Raw genomic sequence first — 16,963 nt, 5'->3', positions numbered from 1 at the left:
GAGGTACCGAGTGGTGGGGCAAGAGCCCTTTGGTTACTTTGGGGCTTTTCCAAAGTGACCCGCCGTAAGGGCGGAACCCATAGCCGCCGTTACCGTAGCAACGGATATGTACTCACCCAAACCCCAAAAAGCGGTCGGCCCGAAGGCCGCCACGGAAACAAGCTCCCTCACCACAAAGAGATTTCTCAGCCCGAAAGACAGACTCGCTAGCCAGCGCTGCAACAACCCCCCTGTTCCGTAAACCACCGCTGATCCTTCAGCAACAAGGCTCCAGGACTGCCAGGCCTGTCACCCACCGGTCATAAACCAGACGGAAGGCACCTAAGTCGCCTCAAGTTGCGAGTTACAGCGCAGATAACAACTATGTCACTTACATCCGCAACAACGTTCAAGGATCGAACTCATGCCCCAGCGCCATTCCAGCAGCATGCCTCTTCCCGTTTATCCACGTTTTCGCTGGTTCGCTTTGATCCCGGTCGTGCCTGCCGTTTTGTGGATACTCGTGCAATCAACTTCGCCGGCCAATCTGTTGGCCTGCGCGGTACTGGTGCTGATCGGCCTCGGTGCCTGTGCCTGGAGCGCGGCTTCGCAGCGCAACGCCATGCTGCGGGCGATTGCGCGGGCGCAGGCGGATCAGTCAGATGCAGACGCGGCGCACAACGGCATGGCCTCTCGTGCACAGCTCGATGAGGTGTTGCTCGGCGCCATGCCCATCTGGGCCAAGCAGGTGGAAAGCTCGCGCCATCAGACCGAAGAAGCGATTGTGAGCCTGGCCAACCGTTTCACCGGGATCGCCACGCGATTGCAGGAAACGGTACAAGCCTCGCAGCACGCAGCCGGCGAACTGGATGGGCAGGCCGCCGACGGCGCACTTGAGGTGCTGGCACGCAGTGACAGCGAGTTGAGCCAGGTAATCAACTCGCTCAAGGCCACTCAAACCAGCCGTGACCAAACCCTGGCCCAGGTTCGCAGCCTTACCGCCTACACCGGCGAACTGCGCACCATGGCCGCTGATGTGGCGGCGATTGCCGCACAAACCAACCTGCTGGCCCTCAACGCAGCCATCGAGGCGGCGCGTGCCGGTGAGGCCGGTCGCGGCTTTGCGGTGGTGGCCGACGCGGTGCGCAGCCTGTCGAGCAAATCCAGTGAAACCGGCCAGCAGATGTCGGCCAAGGTCGACATCATCAATAACGCCATTACGCAATTGGTCCAGGCCGCGTCCAGCAGTGCCGACCAGGACAGCCATTCGGTGGCCGAGTCCGAAAACAGTATTCAAGTGGTGCTCGCACGCTTCCAGAACATTACCGGGCGCCTGGCCGAATCCGCCGACCTGCTCAAGCAGGAAAGCTACGGGATCCGGGATGAGATGACCGAGGTGCTGGTCAACCTGCAATTCCAGGACCGGGTCAGCCAGATCCTCAGCCACGTGCGAGACAACATGCACGCCCTGCATGAGCACCTCCTGCAGGCCAGCCAGGCCCCGGACCAGCCGGTGGCCGTCGACGCCCGCCAATGGCTGGCGCGCATGGAAGCCACCTACGCCACCGACGAGCAGCGGCGCCTCCATCATGGAGAGGCGGCCGTACAGCAGAATTCTCAAGACATCACCTTCTTTTAGGAGCACATCATGGCGAAGAATGTATTAGTGGTCGACGACTCCAGCAGCGTGCGGCAAGTGGTCGGCATAGCCTTGAAAAGCGCCGGTTACGACGTCATCGAGGCCAGCGACGGCAAGGATGCCCTGGGCAAGCTGACCGGGCAGAAAGTGCACCTGATCATCAGCGACGTGAACATGCCCAACATGGACGGCATCACCTTCGTCAAGGAGGTCAAGAAGCTGGCCAACTACAAGTTCACCCCGATCATCATGCTGACCACCGAGTCCCAGGAGTCGAAGAAGGCCGAGGGCCAGGCCGCCGGCGCCAAGGCCTGGGTGGTCAAGCCGTTCCAGCCTGCGCAGATGTTGGCAGCCGTGTCTAAACTGATCCTGCCCTGATCCCCGGCGCCAGGGAGGCTCCCATGCCGATAACCACTGAAACAGTCGACGACACTGCGCGCGTGCGCATTGACGGCGAGCTTACGATCTACACCGTAGCGGAACTGGCGGCTGCGCTGCTGCCGCAGATGGGCGCGGCGCCACGCCTGGAGCTGGACCTGTCAGAGGTCACGGAAATGGATGGCGCCGGCCTGCAGTTGCTCGCGGTCATCCGGCGTGGAGCCGGCATCGCCGGTACCGCCTTGAGCGTGACCGGCCAGAGCCAGGTAGTCATGCAGGCGCTCCAACTGTGTCGCAGCGCGGCCTCATAGTCAGCGCCCCCACGTTTTTTGATCGACAAGGAAAGTCACGGTGAGCATCAATCTCGATCAGGCACAGCAGACATTCATCGTAGAGGCTCGCGAGCTGTTGCAGGCCATGGAGCAATCCCTGCTGCAATTGGAAAGCGAGCCCGGCGACCAGGATGCCATCGGCGCGATTTTCCGTGCCGCGCACACCATCAAGGGTTCGGCGGGCCTTTTCGGTCTGGCGTCGATCGTGGGGTTCACGCATATCGTCGAAGACGTGCTTGACCGCCTGCGCGAAGGCAATGTGGCGGTGGACGCCGCATTGATCGCGCTGCTGCTCAAGTGCGGCGACCACATGCTCGAACTGGTCGAAGTAGTCGCCAACCGCGGTGAGGTGCCGACGCCTGCCGCTTTGGAGCGCGGTGAGGCATTGCGCGAGGCGCTGAGTGCCTATCAGCCGATGCGAACCGCCACTGCCAGAGTCGAAACCGCTGAGGTGGCCGACGACGCGGCGGTCGAAGTGCTCTGGCACATCTCCCTGCGCTTCGGCGTGGATGTGTTCCGTAATGGCATGGACCCGCTGTCATTTCTGCGCTACCTCGAGACCTTGGGGCAGATGATGCAGGTCACCACCCTGACCGACAGCATCCCGCCCATGGACAGTTGGGACCCGGAAAGCTGCTACCTGGGTTTTGAGATCGACCTGCGCTCGACGGCCAGCCACGCCACCCTCAACGAAGTGTTCGACTTTGTGCGTGACGACTGTGAAGTGCACATCAGTGCCGTCGACGAAGCGCCCGCCAGCACGGCGGCCGTCTCTGGCGACCCGGTCACGCAGGCCGAGCCAGGCATTGTGACGGCCGCACCGCAGCGGCCGGCAGCCGGCGAGGCGAAAACCCGCGACGGCAATTACGTGCGCGTCAACGCCGACAAGCTCGACGAGTTGATCAATCTGGTTGGCGAGCTGGTCATCGCCAGCGCCGGCGCGAGCCTGTTGGCCCGATCCTGTAACAACGACCCCTTGCAAGAGGCCTCCTCGACGGTATCGGGTCTGGTGGAAGAGATCCTCGATGGCGCCCTGCATTTGCGCATGATCCCCATCGGCGACACGTTCAACCGCTTCCGCCGCGTGGTGCGCGATATCAGCCAGGAGCTGGGCAAGGACATCGAACTGATCATCAGCGGCGCGGAAACCGAACTGGACAAGACCGTGGTCGAGAAGATCGGCGACCCGCTGATGCACCTGTTGCGCAACGCCATGGACCACGGTATCGAAAGCGCCGATGCGCGGCGTGCGGCCGGCAAGTCGGCCAAGGGCCACCTGAGCCTCAATGCCTACCACGACTCGGGGAGCATCGTCATCGAGATCGCCGACGACGGCGCCGGGCTCAACCGCGAACGCATCCTGCAAAAGGCCCAGGAACGCGGGCTGGTGGCCAGCGGTGCGGTGCTCACCGACCAGGAGATCTACAACCTGATCTTCGAAGCGGGTTTCTCCACCGCCGAGGCGGTGACCAACCTGTCCGGGCGCGGCGTCGGTATGGACGTGGTCAAGCGCAATATCACCCTGTTGCGCGGCACCGTCGACCTCGACAGCCGCCCCGGCCAGGGCACCGTGGTGCGCATTCGCTTGCCGCTGACCCTGGCGATCATCAATGGGTTCCTGGTCGGCATCGACCAATCCACCTACGTGATTCCGCTGGACATGGTCCAGGAATGTATCGAGCTGGATGAACACCAGCGCCAGTCCAGCCGCGACACGGGCTATCTGGACCTGCGTGGCGAGGTGTTGCCGCTGGTGCACCTGCGTGACCACTTCAGCCATGAAGGCCCCGTTGCCCGACGCCAGAATGTGGTGGTGGTGCGCTACGCCGAGCATAAGGCCGGGCTGGTGGTGGATGACCTGCTCGGTGAGTTTCAGACCGTGATCAAACCCTTGGGCAAGTTGTTCGGCGCACTGCGCGGCATCAGCGGCTCGACCATATTGGGCAGCGGCGCGGTGGCCCTGATCCTGGATGTACCGGCACTGCTCAACCAAATCGTACAACTGGAAGCCCGCACGACCCAGGCGCCTCAGTCGCTACCGGTCGTCGCCCGCTGACGTATCTGCAATTCCATGGAGGTTCCCCGATGAAATGGTTCTACGATCTTAAAATTTCCACCAAGTTGATCAGCTCGTTCCTGGTGGTCCTGGCACTCACCGGGGCTATGGGTGGCTTCGCCATCCTTCAGCTCGGTGCCGTCAACCAGGCCGCCCAGGACATCAAGGGCAACTGGATGCCCTCCATGCGTGCGGCGGCAGGCATGCGTTTTTTTGCCGCCAACTACCGCTTGAAAGAAAACAACCACATCGGTACCGAGATTGCCGAGGAGAAGGCCCAGGCCGAACGCGAAGCCAGCGATGCGCGCCAACAGTTCGAAACCCGCATGGGCACCTACGAGCAATTGCTCTCGAACGATGAAGATCGGCAGCTCCTGGCCAGCGTGAAAAGCGCTTGGGACGCCTACCTGGCATCCAGCAAGCAGTTGCTCGAGTTGTCCCGGCAGAACCAGGAAGCCCAGGCGCGCGGTTTGCTCAGGGGAGAGTCCAGGAGCCATTTTGATGAGGTGACCACTCGCCTGCAGAAAATGGTCGAGATCAATGATGCTGGCGCCACTGCCGCCGGTGACAAGGGCTCGGCGCTGTACGAAAGCTCACGCGTGTCGATCATTGCAGTATTGGGCGCGGCCCTGTTGATCGGCCTGGGCCTGGCGGTATTCATTGCGCGGATCATTTCCCGCCCGCTGCGCCAAGCCGCGAGCGCCGCCGAGCAATTGGCCGAAGGCAACCTCAACGCGCACATCGAGCCCGGTGGGAAAGATGAAACCGGCATGGTGCTCAACGCAATGCGCAACATGGTCGGCAAGCTGGCGCATATCATCGGCGAAGTGCGTAACGCCGCCGATAACCTGGCCAGCGCCTCCGAGGAGGTCAGCGCCACCGCGCAATCGATGAGCCAGGCCACCAGTGAACAAGCCGCCAGCGTCGAGGAAACCAGTGCGTCGGTCGAGCAGATGAGCGCCAGCATCAACCAGAACACCGAAAACGCCAAGGTCACCGATGGCATGGCCAGCAAGGCCGCCAAGGAAGCCACCGAGGGTGGCGAATCGGTCCAGCAGACGGTGGTGGCGATGAAAAAAATCGCCCAGCGCATCAGCATCATCGATGACATCGCCTACCAGACCAATCTGCTCGCGCTCAATGCCGCTATCGAGGCCGCTCGGGCCGGCGAGCACGGCAAGGGGTTCGCCGTGGTAGCCGCCGAAGTGCGCAAGCTGGCTGAGCGCAGCCAGGTAGCCGCCCAGGAAATCGGTGAACTGTCCTCCAGCAGCGTGGACATGGCCGAGAAAGCCGGCAAGTTGCTCGACGAAATGGTGCCTTCCATCAACAAGACGTCCGACCTTGTGCAGGAAATCAGCGCCGCGTCCGAGGAACAGGCCGCCGGTGTCGCGCAGATCAACACCGCGATGACCCAGCTCAACCAGGTCACCCAGCAAAATGCCTCGAGCAGCGAGGAACTGGCGGCCACGGCCGAAGAAATGAGCAGCCAGGCCGAGCAACTGCAACAGGCCATGAGCTTCTTCGTGCTGGATTCAGCGCCTAGGGTCGCGGTTCAAAGCAGCGGCGTGGACAGCCCGGGCAGCAAGCCCAACCGTCAGGCGCCACGCCCAAAAACACCGGCGCAGCGCAAGGCGTTCGCCTACACCATGGCCAGTGCCCCGGACGAAGCGGATTTCACCCGCTTCTGATCCCACGATCAATACGGGCCTACTAGGGAGAGTGACATGGGCGCAGTAATGACGACTCGGCAGACCGCGGTGGCGGTAGATGAGGATGCGCAGTACCTGACCTTCATGCTCGGCGGCGAAATGTTCGCCATCGGCATTCTGGGGATCAAGGAAATTATTGAATACGGCAGCCTGACCGTGGTGCCGATGATGCCGGCTTTTGTGCGCGGGGTGATCAACCTGCGCGGCGCGGTGGTGCCGGTGGTCGACCTGTCGGCGCGCTTTGGGCGGGCCAACTCGGCGATCACGCGGCGCTCCTGCGTGATCATCATCGAGGCGAGTACCGAGGATGGGCAGCCCCAGGACATCGGGCTGCTGGTCGATACGGTGTCTGCCGTGCGGGAGATCCCGGCCACGCAGATCGAACCGCCACCCAACTTCGGCGCGCGAATTCGCGCTGATTTCATCAGCGGCATGGCCAAGGTCGACGGCAAGTTCGTGATCGTGCTGGAGGTGGACAAGGTGCTGTCCATCGATGAGATGTCCAGTCTCGCCGAGGCCGGCCAGGCGCCGGCCCTCGACTTCGACCCGCGTTGAGACCCGACCATGCCAGACACCGTCTCCATCGACGACCGTGAATTCGGTCAGTTCCAGACCTGGCTGTACCGCGCGGCCGGCATCAACCTGTCGCCGGCCAAGAAAGCCCTGGTGGCCGGACGCCTGTTCAAGCGCCTCAAGCACTATGAGCTGCACAGCTATGGTGAGTATTTCAAGTTGATCATGAATGGTGAGCGCAAGGGCGAACTGCAGGTTGCGCTGGATTTGCTGACCACCAACGAAACCTATTTTTTTCGCGAGCCTAAGCACTTCGACTTCCTGCGTCAGCAGGTGCTGCCCCATGCCGCGCCGGGCAAGGTGTTTCGCGTGTGGAGCGCGGCCAGTTCCTCGGGCGAAGAGCCCTACAGCCTGGCGATGACCCTGGCCGAGAGCCTTGGCAGCACGCCCTGGGAAGTGGTCGGCTCGGACATCAGTTCCCAAGTGCTGGCTAAGGCGCGCACTGGCCATTACTCCATGGAGCGCACCGAGACATTGCCCCAGCCGCTGCTGGCCAAGTACTGCCTCAAGGGCATTGGTCGCCAGGAGGGCACCTTGCTGATCGACAAGGCCTTGCGTAGCCGCGTCAATTTTGTCCAGGTCAACCTTAACGAAGCGCTGCCGGCCCTGGGTGAGTTCGAGGTGATCTTCCTGCGCAACGTGATGATTTATTTCGACCAGCAGACCAAGAGCCAGGTAATCGCGCGCCTGCTGCCGCTGCTCAAACCCGGCGGCTACTTGATCATCAGTCACTCGGAAAGCCTCCACGGCGTCAATGACACCCTGAAGCTGGTGGCACCGTCGATTTACCGCAAGCCATGAAAAAGCCTGCCGGTACGGCCGAAGTGGTATTAGCCCCTGGGCAGGTCAGCTTTGCGACGCAGTCGACGCGCCTGCGCACCTTGCTCGGTTCCTGCGTGGCGATCACCTTCTGGCACCCGCAACGGCTGATCGGCGGCATGTGTCACTTCATGCTGCCGGGGCGCCTGCGCGACCATCAGCCCCTGGATGGCAGGTATGCCGACGAAGCCCTGGAACTGTTGCTGCTCCACGCCAAGGTCAATGGCACGTATGCACAGGATTACCAGGTCAAGTTGTTCGGCGGCGGCAAGATGTTTCCCGAGCAGCAGCGCCGCCTGCCAACGCAGGACGTGGCCAGCCTGAATATTCGCGCAGCGCTGGCCCTGGCCGAGCACTATCACCTGCACCTGACAGCCCAGGACATGGGCAGTACCGGTTACCGCACGATCATGTTCGACCTGTGGAACGGCAACGTCTGGGTCCGGCACCAACCAATGGGAATAATTCAACAAGATGCCTACCAAAAAAATCAGTGTACTGCTGGTCGATGACTCGGCCGTGGTTCGCCAGGTACTGCTGGCGATCCTCAGCGATACGCCGGATATTCACGTCATGGGCGCCGCCTCCGACCCGATTTTCGCCATGGATAAACTCGCCCGGGAATGGCCGGATGTGATCGTGCTGGACGTGGAAATGCCGCGCATGGACGGCATCACCTTTCTCAAGAAAATCATGAGCGAGCGGCCGACACCGGTGGTGATCTGTTCCTCGCTGACCCAGAAAGGCGCCGAAACCTCCCTGCAGGCGCTGTCGGCGGGTGCTGTGGAAATCATCACCAAGCCCAGTACCGGGTTGAAGAGTTTCCTGATCGAGTCGGCGGCCGAGCTGGTGGCAGCGATCCGCGCCGCAGCGAATTCCAACGTCAGGAACCTGGGCAAGCGCAGCGCCAGCCCGGCACTGGTCCCGGCCAGCAAGCTCAGTGCGGATGCGATCCTGCCTGCCGCCAATGGCCATGCCATGGCACAGACCACCGAACGTATCATCGCCATCGGCACGTCTACCGGCGGCACCCAAGCGTTGGAGGCGGTACTGACGGCATTGCCGAGGGTGTGCCCAGGCATGGTGATCGTGCAGCACATGCCAGAAAAATTCACCGCTTCGTTTGCCGAACGCCTCAATAGCTTATGCGAGGTCGAGGTGCGCGAAGCGCGCAACAACGACCGCATCCTGCCTGGCCTGGCCCTGATCGCCCCTGGGGGCAAGCACCTGATGGTCACCCGCAGCGGCGCCTATTATCACGCGCAGGTCATTGATGGGCCGTTGGTCAACCGGCACCGGCCATCAGTGGATGTGCTGTTTCGCTCGGTGGCCAAGTTCGCCGGCAAGAACGCCACCGGCATCATCATGACCGGCATGGGCGACGACGGCGCGCGCGGGCTCAAGGAGATGCTCGAGGCCGGAGCCGCCACGGTGGCCCAGGACGAGGCCAGTTGCGTGGTGTTCGGCATGCCCAAGGAAGCTATCAAGCTCAACGCTGCCCAACGCATCATGGCGCTGGAGGATATCCACCAGGCGATCTTGTATAAGTGAAATCGAGCGCTGGCCTGTGTTCACTGTCCTTTGCTCTGCGCCAGAATCCGCGCCGTATCCCGCGCCGGCGGCAGCCCGAAGACGCGCGCATAGTCGCGGCTGAACTGGGTCGCGCTTTCATACCCCACTTCGAACGCGGCCTTGGTCACGCTGCTCGCACTGGCCAACATCAACGTGCGCGCGTTCAACAGGCGCACGCGTTTCTGGTACTGCAACGGGCTCAAGTTGGTCACCGCCTTGAAGTGCCGGTGAAACGCCGAAACACTCATCGCTGCCTTCTGTGCCAAGGCCTCCACCCGGATCGGGGCGGCGTAGTCCCGGCGTATCCACTGGATCGCCTGGCTGACCCGCGCCATGGCGGTATCCGGCGCGGCGATTTCCCGCAGCATCCAACCATGGGGGCCTTGCAGCACGTGGTAGAGGATTTCCCGTTCATACACCGGCGCCAAGGCCGCGATGGCCACCGGGTCGCCCATCAGGCGCAGCATGCGCACCCAGGCGTCCATCAACGCAGGCGTCACCGCCGCCACTGAAAACCCCGCGTCCTGTTCGCCGCGACCGCTGGGCGCGGGCAGATCATTGAGCAAGGTGGTGAGCACCGCCGGGTCCAGGGTCAGGCTGACCGCCAGGTACGGTTCGCCCGTACTCGTCGGGTTGACCACCCCCACGGCGGGCAACTCGATGGACATCACAAAATACGTCGCCGGGTCGTAGTGCAACGTGCGATCGCCCACGGTCAGGGATTTGCTGCCCTGCAGGATCAGGTTGATCATCGGGTCATACACCGCCGCGAGCATATGCTCGGGAATCGCGCCCTGGACCATCGCCACCCGCGGGATACCGGTCTCGGTGCGGCGGTTTTCGGCCTTGGCGGCCAGGGCTCGCAGTTCGATCAATTGAATATTCATGCTGGCCATGCTGTGCCTTCCTGCAGACCTTGCGCAAGCAAAAAGCAGAAACAGGCAGGATTGGAGTAGGAACGGCTGCGTCACGGGGTAGGGCGATGGCTATTGTGGTCACTCAACTTTTCGACAGTGGAGCAAGCCATGAGCGTTATCGTGATTACCGGAGGCAGCCGTGGCATCGGCGCCAGTACCGCCGAACTGTGTGGCCGCCAAGGTCACGGCGTGATCCTCACTTACAACCGCAACCCCGAGGCGGCACTCGCGGTGGTCCAGCGCATCGAATCGGCAGGCGGCAAGGCGGCGGCGCTGCAACTGGACGTCAGCGCTACCGGCACATTCGCAGCGTTCCGTGACGCCGTGGTGCAGACCCTGCGTAGCACCTGGGGTGCAAACACCCTGGGCGGGCTGGTCAACAATGCCGGCTATGGCCTGTTCAACCCGCTTGAAAGCGTGACCGAAGCGCAATTCGACGGCCTGTTCAACGTCCATCTCAAGGGCCCGTTCTTCCTCACCCAGACCCTGCTGCCGCTGCTGGAAGAACACGCCAGCATCGTCAACCTCACCAGCGCCACCACCCGCGTCGCTACCGCCGGTGTGGCGCCATATGCCGCCTTCAAGGGCGGCCTCGACGTACTCACCCGCTACATGGCCAAGGAATTCGGCGAGCGCCGTATCCGCGCCAACGCGGTGTCACCCGGCGCCATCCGCACCGAACTGGGCGGTGGCTTGAACGATGAGTTCGAAGCGCTGCTGGCCGGGCAAACCGCCCTGGGCCGTGTAGGCGAACCGGAAGACGTGGCACGGGTTATCGCCATGCTGCTGTCGGAAGAAGGCCGTTGGATCAATGCCCAGACAATTGAGGTCGCGGGCGGCTACATCATTTGAATCGCGAGGCTACCGCATGCTTGATCATCTCTTTCTTTCAGTCAGTGACATCCCGCGTTCCGTGGGTTTCTACACCGCCGCGCTGACGCCCCTGGGCATCACCGCTCGCCATGACTTCGATGGCAAGGACGGGCCTGCCGGTCACCCGGATCTCAAAGGTTTCGGTGCCCATGGCCGCATGTTTTTCTGGCTGCGCGAAGGTGTGGTCGATGGCCGCGCGGTGCATGTGGGGTTCGTCGCCAACAGCCGTGCCGAGGTGGAGGCCGCCTACGCCGCCGCTTTGGCCCATGGCGCCCGCGATAACGGCGCACCCGGAGCACGCTTGCACTACGACCCCAATTACTACGCCGCCAACGTACTGGACCCGGACGGGTACAGCCTCGAATTCGTCTACAAGAACTGGCAGCACACCCTATGAAGACCTTGATGATCTACGGCGCCACCGGCTACACCGGACGCATGGCCGCCGAACACGCCAAGAAACTGGGCCTGGCCCTGGTGATCGCCGGGCGCAATGCCGAACGGCTGGCGCCCCTCGCCGCTCAACTCGAGGTGCAATACCGTGTCTTCTCTGCGCAGGCGCCCAGCGCTGACGCCTTGGACGGTATAGATGTGCTGCTCAATTTCGCCGGGCCCTTCGCGCACACGGCGGACACCTTGATGCAGGCCTGTATCAAGGCTGGGGTCGACTACCTGGATATCACCGCCGAGATCAACGTCTATCGCTTGGCCGAGCAACTCGGCAGCGACGCCGCCGCAGCCGGCGTCATGTTGCTGCCCGGTGTCGGCTGGGACGTCGTGCCCACCGACTGTCTGGCCATGCATGTCGCCCAGCGCGTGCGGCAGCCCCAATCGTTGCGCATCGCCCTGCAAGTGCCGGGCTCGATGTCTCGAGGCTCGGCGCTGAGCGTGGGCGAAATCATCGGCGCGGGCGTTATGGCAAGGGTCGACGGCCAACTGATCGCGACCCCGGACGCACAGCCACAGTTACTCGACTTCGGCGATGGCCCGGTGCTGTGCGCGCCGCTGTCCTTCGGCGACCTGGTGACCGCCTGGCATTCCACCGCGATCGCGGATATCGCGATGTTCGTGCACATCAGTGGCGACGCCTTCCCCGAAGGTGACCTGTCACAACTGCCCGACGGCCCCACACAGGTCGAGCGTGACGCCCATCGCGCCCGCGCCATCGCCGAAGTGACCGGCGCGGATGGCAGCGTGGCGCGCTCGGTGATCGAGACCGTCAATGGCTACAGCTACACGCCCCTCGCCGCAGTAGAAGCCGCGCGGCGGGTGCTTGGCGGTGAGCGCCGCAGCGGCTTTGAAAGCCCTGCACACCTGTTTGGCGTGGGCTTTGCCCAGACGATTGCAGGCACGCGCATCAGCGATTTTTAATTTCCAGGCAGTACCGGTGGGGGGCTAGACCTTGAACCTCGCCGCGTCCTTGATCGGTGGCAGGCCAAACAGTCGTGCGTATTCGCGGCTGAACTGCGAGGCGCTTTCATAGCCCACCTGGAACGCGATAGACGCTGCATCCAGGCTGTCGAACAGCAGCAACCAGCGCGCCCGCAACAGGCGCAAGCGCTTCTGGTACTGAATCGGCGTCATCGCGGTCGCGGCCTTGAAGTGCCGATAGAACGCCGCGACGCTCATGTCCGTCATGGCCGCCAGCGGTTCCACGCGAAAGGGTTCGGTGTAGTGCTCGCGAATCCACGCGGTGGCTCGCCGGATCTGCGCCAGGCGCCCTTCGGGGCGGGCCATTTGCACCAGGGTTGAGCGCAACGGGCCCTGCAATACGCGAAACACAATCTCCCGTTCGATCAGGGGTGCCAGCACAGCCGCTTCGCTGGGCCGATCCATCAGGCGCAGCATGCGCAGCCAGGCATCCAGCAATTCGTCGGTGGCCTGCACCGCCGCGAACCGGTGCGCGCCCAGGCTTTCGTCGGGGGGGACTTCATCCGCCAGCACGGCCGCGATCACCGCAGGCTCCAGGGTCAGGCTGAGTGCCAGGTAGGACAGGCCGGGTGCACCGGCGTGGACCTGGCCGGTGGCGGGTACCTCCACCGGCACCACAAAATAGCTGGACGGCCCGCACGTCGAGATCTGATCGCCAATCGAGAGGGTTTTCGAGCCTTGCAGCACCAGGTGCACCATCGGCGGGTACAACTGATCTGCGCAGGCTTCGGCCTGGACCATGGCGACGCGGGGCAGGCCGGTGTCGGTCCAGGTGTTTTCTGCGCGCATCACCAGACGGCGCAGTTCATTCAGGTTGTCGTTCATGGCGCTGACCATGAGCCGTGCCGGAGCGCAAAGCAAGCCACGTGCGAAGAATAGGCAAGCATGGGAGAGAAACCGGCAACCGCCGTTTCAGGCCTTGCCCGAATACTGGGGGTCAGCACTATCACTCAACCTGGGAAAACAGCTATGACACTCAATGGAAAAATCGCAGTCGTGACTGGCGCCTCCAAAGGCATTGGTGCCGGTATCGCCAAGGCCCTGGCAGCAACAGGGGCGACGGTGGTGGTCAATTACGCCAACAGCAAATCTGACGCCGATGCGGTGGTCGCCCATATTCGCGCCCACGGTGGCACTGCGTTCGGCGTGCGAGCCGACATGAGCCAGGCTGCCGATGTGACACGCCTGTTCGACACGGTGCGCAGCGAATACGGCAGGCTCGACATCCTGGTCAACAACGCGGGCGTGGCGGTGTTCCAGATGATTGAAGACCTGACTGAAGAGGCCTTTCACAAGCAGTTCAACCTCAATGTACTGGGCTACCTGCTGGCGGTACGTGAGGCGGTCAAGTTGCTGGGGCAGGGCGGCAGTATCATCAATATCAGCTCGATCCTCAGCACCGACCCGTACCTCGCCTCCAGCGTCTATTCGGCCACCAAGGGGGCGGTGGATACCCTGACGTTTGCCCTGGCCCGTGAGTTGGGACCGCGCGGTATTCGCGTCAATTCGATCCTGCCTGGCCATACCCATACGCCTGCCACCGAAGGCAACTTCGCTGGCGAATTTGGTCAGTCGCTGATTGCCGGCACGCCGCTGGGGCGTTTCGGCGAGCCCGAGGACATTGCGCCGCTGGCCGTATTCCTGGCCTCCGAGGCGGCGCATTGGGTCACAGGTGAGTCGATCCGTGCCTCGGGCGGCGTACGTGGCGTGGGCTACTGACGACCACTGATCCGCACCCGCATAACCCCGATTGAATTTTTCGCATGCTCGCAGGCTCTGCACTTTTAGACGCGTGTGGTGTTGAGCGCGCTTGCGGGGCCTCCTTGTCGGGAGGCCTGGTTGTATCGGACTTTGCGGAAACTGCCATCATGACGCTTCTTACAGCGCTGTCGGGCCAGCCGGCCTCCATCACCCAGCTGGGTCAGTACCAGCGGTTGTACCAACAACTGTATGGCGAAACCGCCGGCGCTGAAGAGGCCGCGCGGGAATTTGTACGCACACAATTGGCGCAGGTGCGCGCCGCAGCCGGTGAGCTGCCCCAGATACCTGAACAACTGCCCGCCTGGATCGAACAGCGCTGCGCCGACGTCGCCCAGGCCTATGCCGATTACCTTGAGCAACGCCAGCAGGGCCAGCCGCGTCGTTACTTCCAGAACAAGGCCCATGCGTTGTATTTCCTGCAGCGCGTGGCGCCGACCAAACAGGTCGACGGTGCCTGGCTCAATGGCCTGCTGCGCTATTGGCACGACCCGCGCTTCGACGGCCTGCTCACCACCTACCTCGAGGAGTTGGGTGACGGGGAAGCGGCGCAAAATCATGTGGTGATCTACCGCAAATTACTCAGCGAGCATGATGCCGACAGTGACGCCGGCCTTGAGGATGACCACTACCTGCAAGGCACCCTGCAACTGGCGCTGGGCCTGTGCGCCGACGACTTCCTGCCGGAGATCATCGGCTACAACCTGGGCTATGAGCAGTTGCCTTTGCACTTGCTGATTACGGCGTATGAGTTGAGCGAACTGGGCATCGACCCGTATTACTTCACCCTCCACGTCACCATCGACAATGCGAGCAGCGGACATGCCTGCAAGGCGGCGCAGTCGGTGTTGAACCTGTTGCCATTGGGCGAGGGCAGGGAGGACTTCTACCGTCGCGTGGCCGAGGGGTATTGTCTGAATGACCTCGGCCCAGGAACCACCGCCGTTATCCACGGCTTCAACCTGAATGACGAAGTGGTCGGCATGCTTGAGCGCAAGCGCACGTTCGGCCAGCACATGCATTCGGATTACTGCCGCTTCGAAGGCAAGACTGTCAACCAATGGCTGGCTCGGCCGGGGCAGATCGGCGCCTTTCTCCAGGCCCTGGAAGACAAGGGCTGGATCAAGCGCAACCAGGATCCGGCCGAGAGTCGCTTCTGGCAATTGATCGAAGGCGCCGGTGCGGCGATGTTCGGTGTGTTCAGCGGCTATGAGAAACAGGTGCTGCACGACTGGATCGCGGGCGATTGGATCAGCGATCAACGCGTGGCCCCGGTACGGCCCGGACGCGGCAGCCGTTCCGCGCGCGCGCAGCATCGCCCGTCCGATCCGGACACCCAGGCGCTGGTGGATTCGCTGTGGAACCTGCCCGATGAGCAGCAGCTCAATGCGCTGATCCCGTGGCTGTCGGCGCGACGTCACTGCATGCCTGCCGGGTTGTATGCCACTCGCCGTTTTATCCAACTGCGTGCGCGCCTGCGCTGAGGAGTTTGTCCATGTCTGCACAACAACTCGCCGACCGCGCCCTGCTGAACCTGGGGCGGGGGTTGAAGGAAAATGGCTACCGGTTCATCACACCAACGCCCTTGACCCATGAACGGTTTTTTCAGCGTATGGGGACGCCGCTGGCGAGGGACCTGCGCGATGTATTCGGATGGTCGCTGCCGTTTGACCGCGCGCTATTGCCCGATGCGTTTCGTGAGGAGCTGCAGCAGGCCGATGTGGTCGAAAAACACGATGCGCTGTGGCGCAGTGCGATGCGTTGGTCGAGCCTGGACGACCTGCTGTTTGCCCACTCGGCGTACCCCACCACGCAAGCGGACGCGGTGTTTTTCGGGCCTGACAGCTATCGATTTGCCCAACTGATCGAAGCCCATTTGCAACAGCGCTTCGAGCCGATCAAGCGCGCCGTGGACATTGGCTGCGGTGCCGGTGTAGGCGCATTGGTGGTCGCCCGGGCGCGCCCTGACGCCGAGGTGCTGGCGGTGGACATCAACCCGCGCGCGTTGCGCCTGACGGCGGTGAATGCCGAGCTGGCCGGGTTGGCGAACGTCACCGCGTACCACAGCGATGTGCTCGGCAGCGTCGAAGGAACATTCGACCTGATCGTCGCCAACCCGCCCTACATGAATGATGACCGCCAGCGTGCCTACCGGCATGGCGGCGGCGCACTGGGCGAGCAACTGTCGGTGCGCATCGCCGGCGAGGCCGTTAGGCGCCTGGCCCTGGGCGGCAGCCTGGTGCTCTACACCGGCGTGGCGATTGTCGCCGGGGAAGACCCGTTCCTGGCCGCCGTCAAGCCGTTGCTGGGCAGCGATGCCTTTGGTTGGACCTACCGCGAACTCGACCCTGATGTGTTCGGCGAAGAACTGGCCAAGCCCGGCTATGAGCGTGTGGAGCGGATCGCAGTGGTGGCACTCACCGTCACCCGTTTGCGCTGACGGTGATGTTCAGGCCGTGGCTTGTGGCTGCAGGTGCAACTCGCCGTCCACGTCCTTGACCAACCCACTGGCCAGAAACAGCGGCGCCAGGCGCTTGTGCAATTGCGGTTCGATAAACTCTTTCACCGTCTCCAGCGCCAGCACGCCAGTCGAAGGCAGCTCGGCCTTGGTGTACGACAACCAGGCCTTTTTCAGTGCCATCAACACATCACTGCCCGCCGTGGAGGCAAAGCGGCGCTGGCTCGGTTTGCCGTCGAAGCTGAACGTGTGCTGGAACGCGTAGCCACTCTCATCGCCGCCGCTGGCTGTGCAACGTATGCAGGTGCACGGGCCGTCGCCGAAGGCGCTGCGCAGGTAGCTGTTGAAGTCCACCACGGGTTTGAGTGACAGGCGCTTATCCACCTCGAACAGGTCCCCGGTCATTTTTTCGTCAGTGTTCAACGTGCATGTCCTCGCAGTGTGCGGCTGTTTTTTCAAAGCGCGGCAC

General features: G+C 62.9%; 18 protein-coding genes. 15 read left to right on the top strand and 3 right to left on the bottom strand.

Going from position 1 to position 16,963, the window contains the following annotated elements; translation table 11 throughout:
• The first annotated feature begins 403 nt into the window (after positions 1 to 403).
• The 9 genes from M2397_RS28035 to M2397_RS27995 are packed head-to-tail and all read left to right on the top strand — an operon-like array spanning position 404 to position 9,036.
• The gene (locus tag M2397_RS28035; protein ID WP_145338430.1) at positions 404 to 1,618 is read left to right on the top strand and encodes a methyl-accepting chemotaxis protein; all 1,215 of its coding nucleotides are present in this window, start codon (positions 404 to 406) and stop codon (positions 1,616 to 1,618) included.
• Positions 1,619 to 1,627: 9 nt separating this feature from the next.
• Positions 1,628 to 1,996: a response regulator gene (locus tag M2397_RS28030; RefSeq protein WP_065873103.1), complete on the top strand. Its 369-nt coding sequence runs from the start codon at positions 1,628 to 1,630 to the stop codon at positions 1,994 to 1,996.
• A gap of 23 nt (positions 1,997 to 2,019) precedes the next feature.
• Positions 2,020 to 2,307, top strand: coding sequence for a lipid asymmetry maintenance protein MlaB (locus M2397_RS28025; RefSeq protein ID WP_259244859.1), 288 nt, complete (start codon positions 2,020 to 2,022; stop codon positions 2,305 to 2,307).
• A 40-nt stretch (positions 2,308 to 2,347) separates the two neighbouring features.
• Positions 2,348 to 4,384 (top strand): chemotaxis protein CheA, encoded by a 2,037-nt coding sequence (locus M2397_RS28020; RefSeq protein ID WP_259244858.1) that lies wholly within the window; start codon positions 2,348 to 2,350, stop codon positions 4,382 to 4,384.
• A gap of 29 nt (positions 4,385 to 4,413) precedes the next feature.
• The gene (locus M2397_RS28015) at positions 4,414 to 6,072 is read left to right on the top strand and encodes a methyl-accepting chemotaxis protein (protein ID WP_131699865.1); all 1,659 of its coding nucleotides are present in this window, start codon (positions 4,414 to 4,416) and stop codon (positions 6,070 to 6,072) included.
• Positions 6,073 to 6,108: 36 nt separating this feature from the next.
• Positions 6,109 to 6,648 (top strand): chemotaxis protein CheW, encoded by a 540-nt coding sequence (locus M2397_RS28010; RefSeq protein WP_131699866.1) that lies wholly within the window; start codon positions 6,109 to 6,111, stop codon positions 6,646 to 6,648.
• 9 nt (positions 6,649 to 6,657) lie between these two features.
• Positions 6,658 to 7,467 (top strand): protein-glutamate O-methyltransferase CheR, encoded by an 810-nt coding sequence (locus M2397_RS28005; RefSeq protein ID WP_131699867.1) that lies wholly within the window; start codon positions 6,658 to 6,660, stop codon positions 7,465 to 7,467.
• Complete coding sequence (gene cheD, locus M2397_RS28000; protein WP_131699868.1) at positions 7,464 to 7,997, top strand: chemoreceptor glutamine deamidase CheD; 534 nt, start codon at positions 7,464 to 7,466, stop codon at positions 7,995 to 7,997. Before M2397_RS28005 ends, cheD begins: the two co-directional genes overlap by 4 nt.
• Complete coding sequence (locus M2397_RS27995) at positions 7,960 to 9,036, top strand: chemotaxis response regulator protein-glutamate methylesterase (RefSeq protein WP_131699869.1); 1,077 nt, start codon at positions 7,960 to 7,962, stop codon at positions 9,034 to 9,036. The genes cheD and M2397_RS27995 overlap by 38 nt, the downstream gene beginning before the upstream one ends.
• 20 nt (positions 9,037 to 9,056) lie before the next feature.
• Here the strand turns inward: M2397_RS27995 and M2397_RS27990 are convergent, their stop codons facing one another.
• Positions 9,057 to 9,944 (bottom strand): AraC family transcriptional regulator, encoded by an 888-nt coding sequence (locus tag M2397_RS27990; protein ID WP_178116806.1) that lies wholly within the window; start codon positions 9,942 to 9,944, stop codon positions 9,057 to 9,059.
• Between the two features lie 138 nt (positions 9,945 to 10,082).
• Here M2397_RS27990 and M2397_RS27985 point away from each other — a divergent pair, with 138 nt between their 5' ends.
• The 3 genes from M2397_RS27985 to M2397_RS27975 are packed head-to-tail and all read left to right on the top strand — an operon-like array spanning position 10,083 to position 12,218.
• Positions 10,083 to 10,826: an SDR family NAD(P)-dependent oxidoreductase gene (locus M2397_RS27985; RefSeq protein ID WP_131699870.1), complete on the top strand. Its 744-nt coding sequence runs from the start codon at positions 10,083 to 10,085 to the stop codon at positions 10,824 to 10,826.
• A gap of 16 nt (positions 10,827 to 10,842) precedes the next feature.
• Positions 10,843 to 11,244, top strand: coding sequence for a VOC family protein (locus M2397_RS27980; protein WP_131699871.1), 402 nt, complete (start codon positions 10,843 to 10,845; stop codon positions 11,242 to 11,244).
• Complete coding sequence (locus tag M2397_RS27975) at positions 11,241 to 12,218, top strand: trans-acting enoyl reductase family protein (protein WP_259244857.1); 978 nt, start codon at positions 11,241 to 11,243, stop codon at positions 12,216 to 12,218. The genes M2397_RS27980 and M2397_RS27975 overlap by 4 nt, the downstream gene beginning before the upstream one ends.
• 24 nt (positions 12,219 to 12,242) lie before the next feature.
• Here M2397_RS27975 and M2397_RS27970 read toward each other — a convergent pair whose 3' ends face one another.
• A complete protein-coding gene (locus M2397_RS27970) occupies positions 12,243 to 13,103 on the bottom strand; it encodes an AraC family transcriptional regulator (RefSeq protein ID WP_145338435.1) in 861 nt (286 codons plus the stop codon).
• A 144-nt stretch (positions 13,104 to 13,247) separates the two neighbouring features.
• On the opposite strand from M2397_RS27970, the gene M2397_RS27965 reads away from it, so the two are divergent.
• The 3 genes from M2397_RS27965 to M2397_RS27955 all read left to right on the top strand — a co-directional run bounded on the left by M2397_RS27965 (position 13,248) and on the right by M2397_RS27955 (position 16,476).
• Complete coding sequence (locus M2397_RS27965; RefSeq protein ID WP_131699873.1) at positions 13,248 to 13,997, top strand: glucose 1-dehydrogenase; 750 nt, start codon at positions 13,248 to 13,250, stop codon at positions 13,995 to 13,997.
• 149 nt (positions 13,998 to 14,146) lie between these two features.
• Positions 14,147 to 15,520, top strand: coding sequence for an iron-containing redox enzyme family protein (locus tag M2397_RS27960; protein ID WP_259244856.1), 1,374 nt, complete (start codon positions 14,147 to 14,149; stop codon positions 15,518 to 15,520).
• 11 nt (positions 15,521 to 15,531) lie between these two features.
• Positions 15,532 to 16,476 carry a class I SAM-dependent methyltransferase gene (locus M2397_RS27955; RefSeq protein ID WP_259244855.1) on the top strand — a complete coding sequence of 315 codons (945 nt, stop codon included), beginning with the start codon at positions 15,532 to 15,534 and terminating at the stop codon, positions 16,474 to 16,476.
• 9 nt (positions 16,477 to 16,485) lie between these two features.
• Here M2397_RS27955 and M2397_RS27950 read toward each other — a convergent pair whose 3' ends face one another.
• Complete coding sequence (locus M2397_RS27950) at positions 16,486 to 16,917, bottom strand: hypothetical protein (protein WP_131699876.1); 432 nt, start codon at positions 16,915 to 16,917, stop codon at positions 16,486 to 16,488.
• Positions 16,918 to 16,963 lie beyond the last annotated feature (46 nt).

Origin of the sequence: Pseudomonas sp. BIGb0381, assembly GCF_024809815.1 — a bacterium.
In the GTDB taxonomy this organism is placed as follows: domain Bacteria; phylum Pseudomonadota; class Gammaproteobacteria; order Pseudomonadales; family Pseudomonadaceae; genus Aquipseudomonas.
This window is presented reverse-complemented; position numbering and strand designations above follow the sequence as displayed.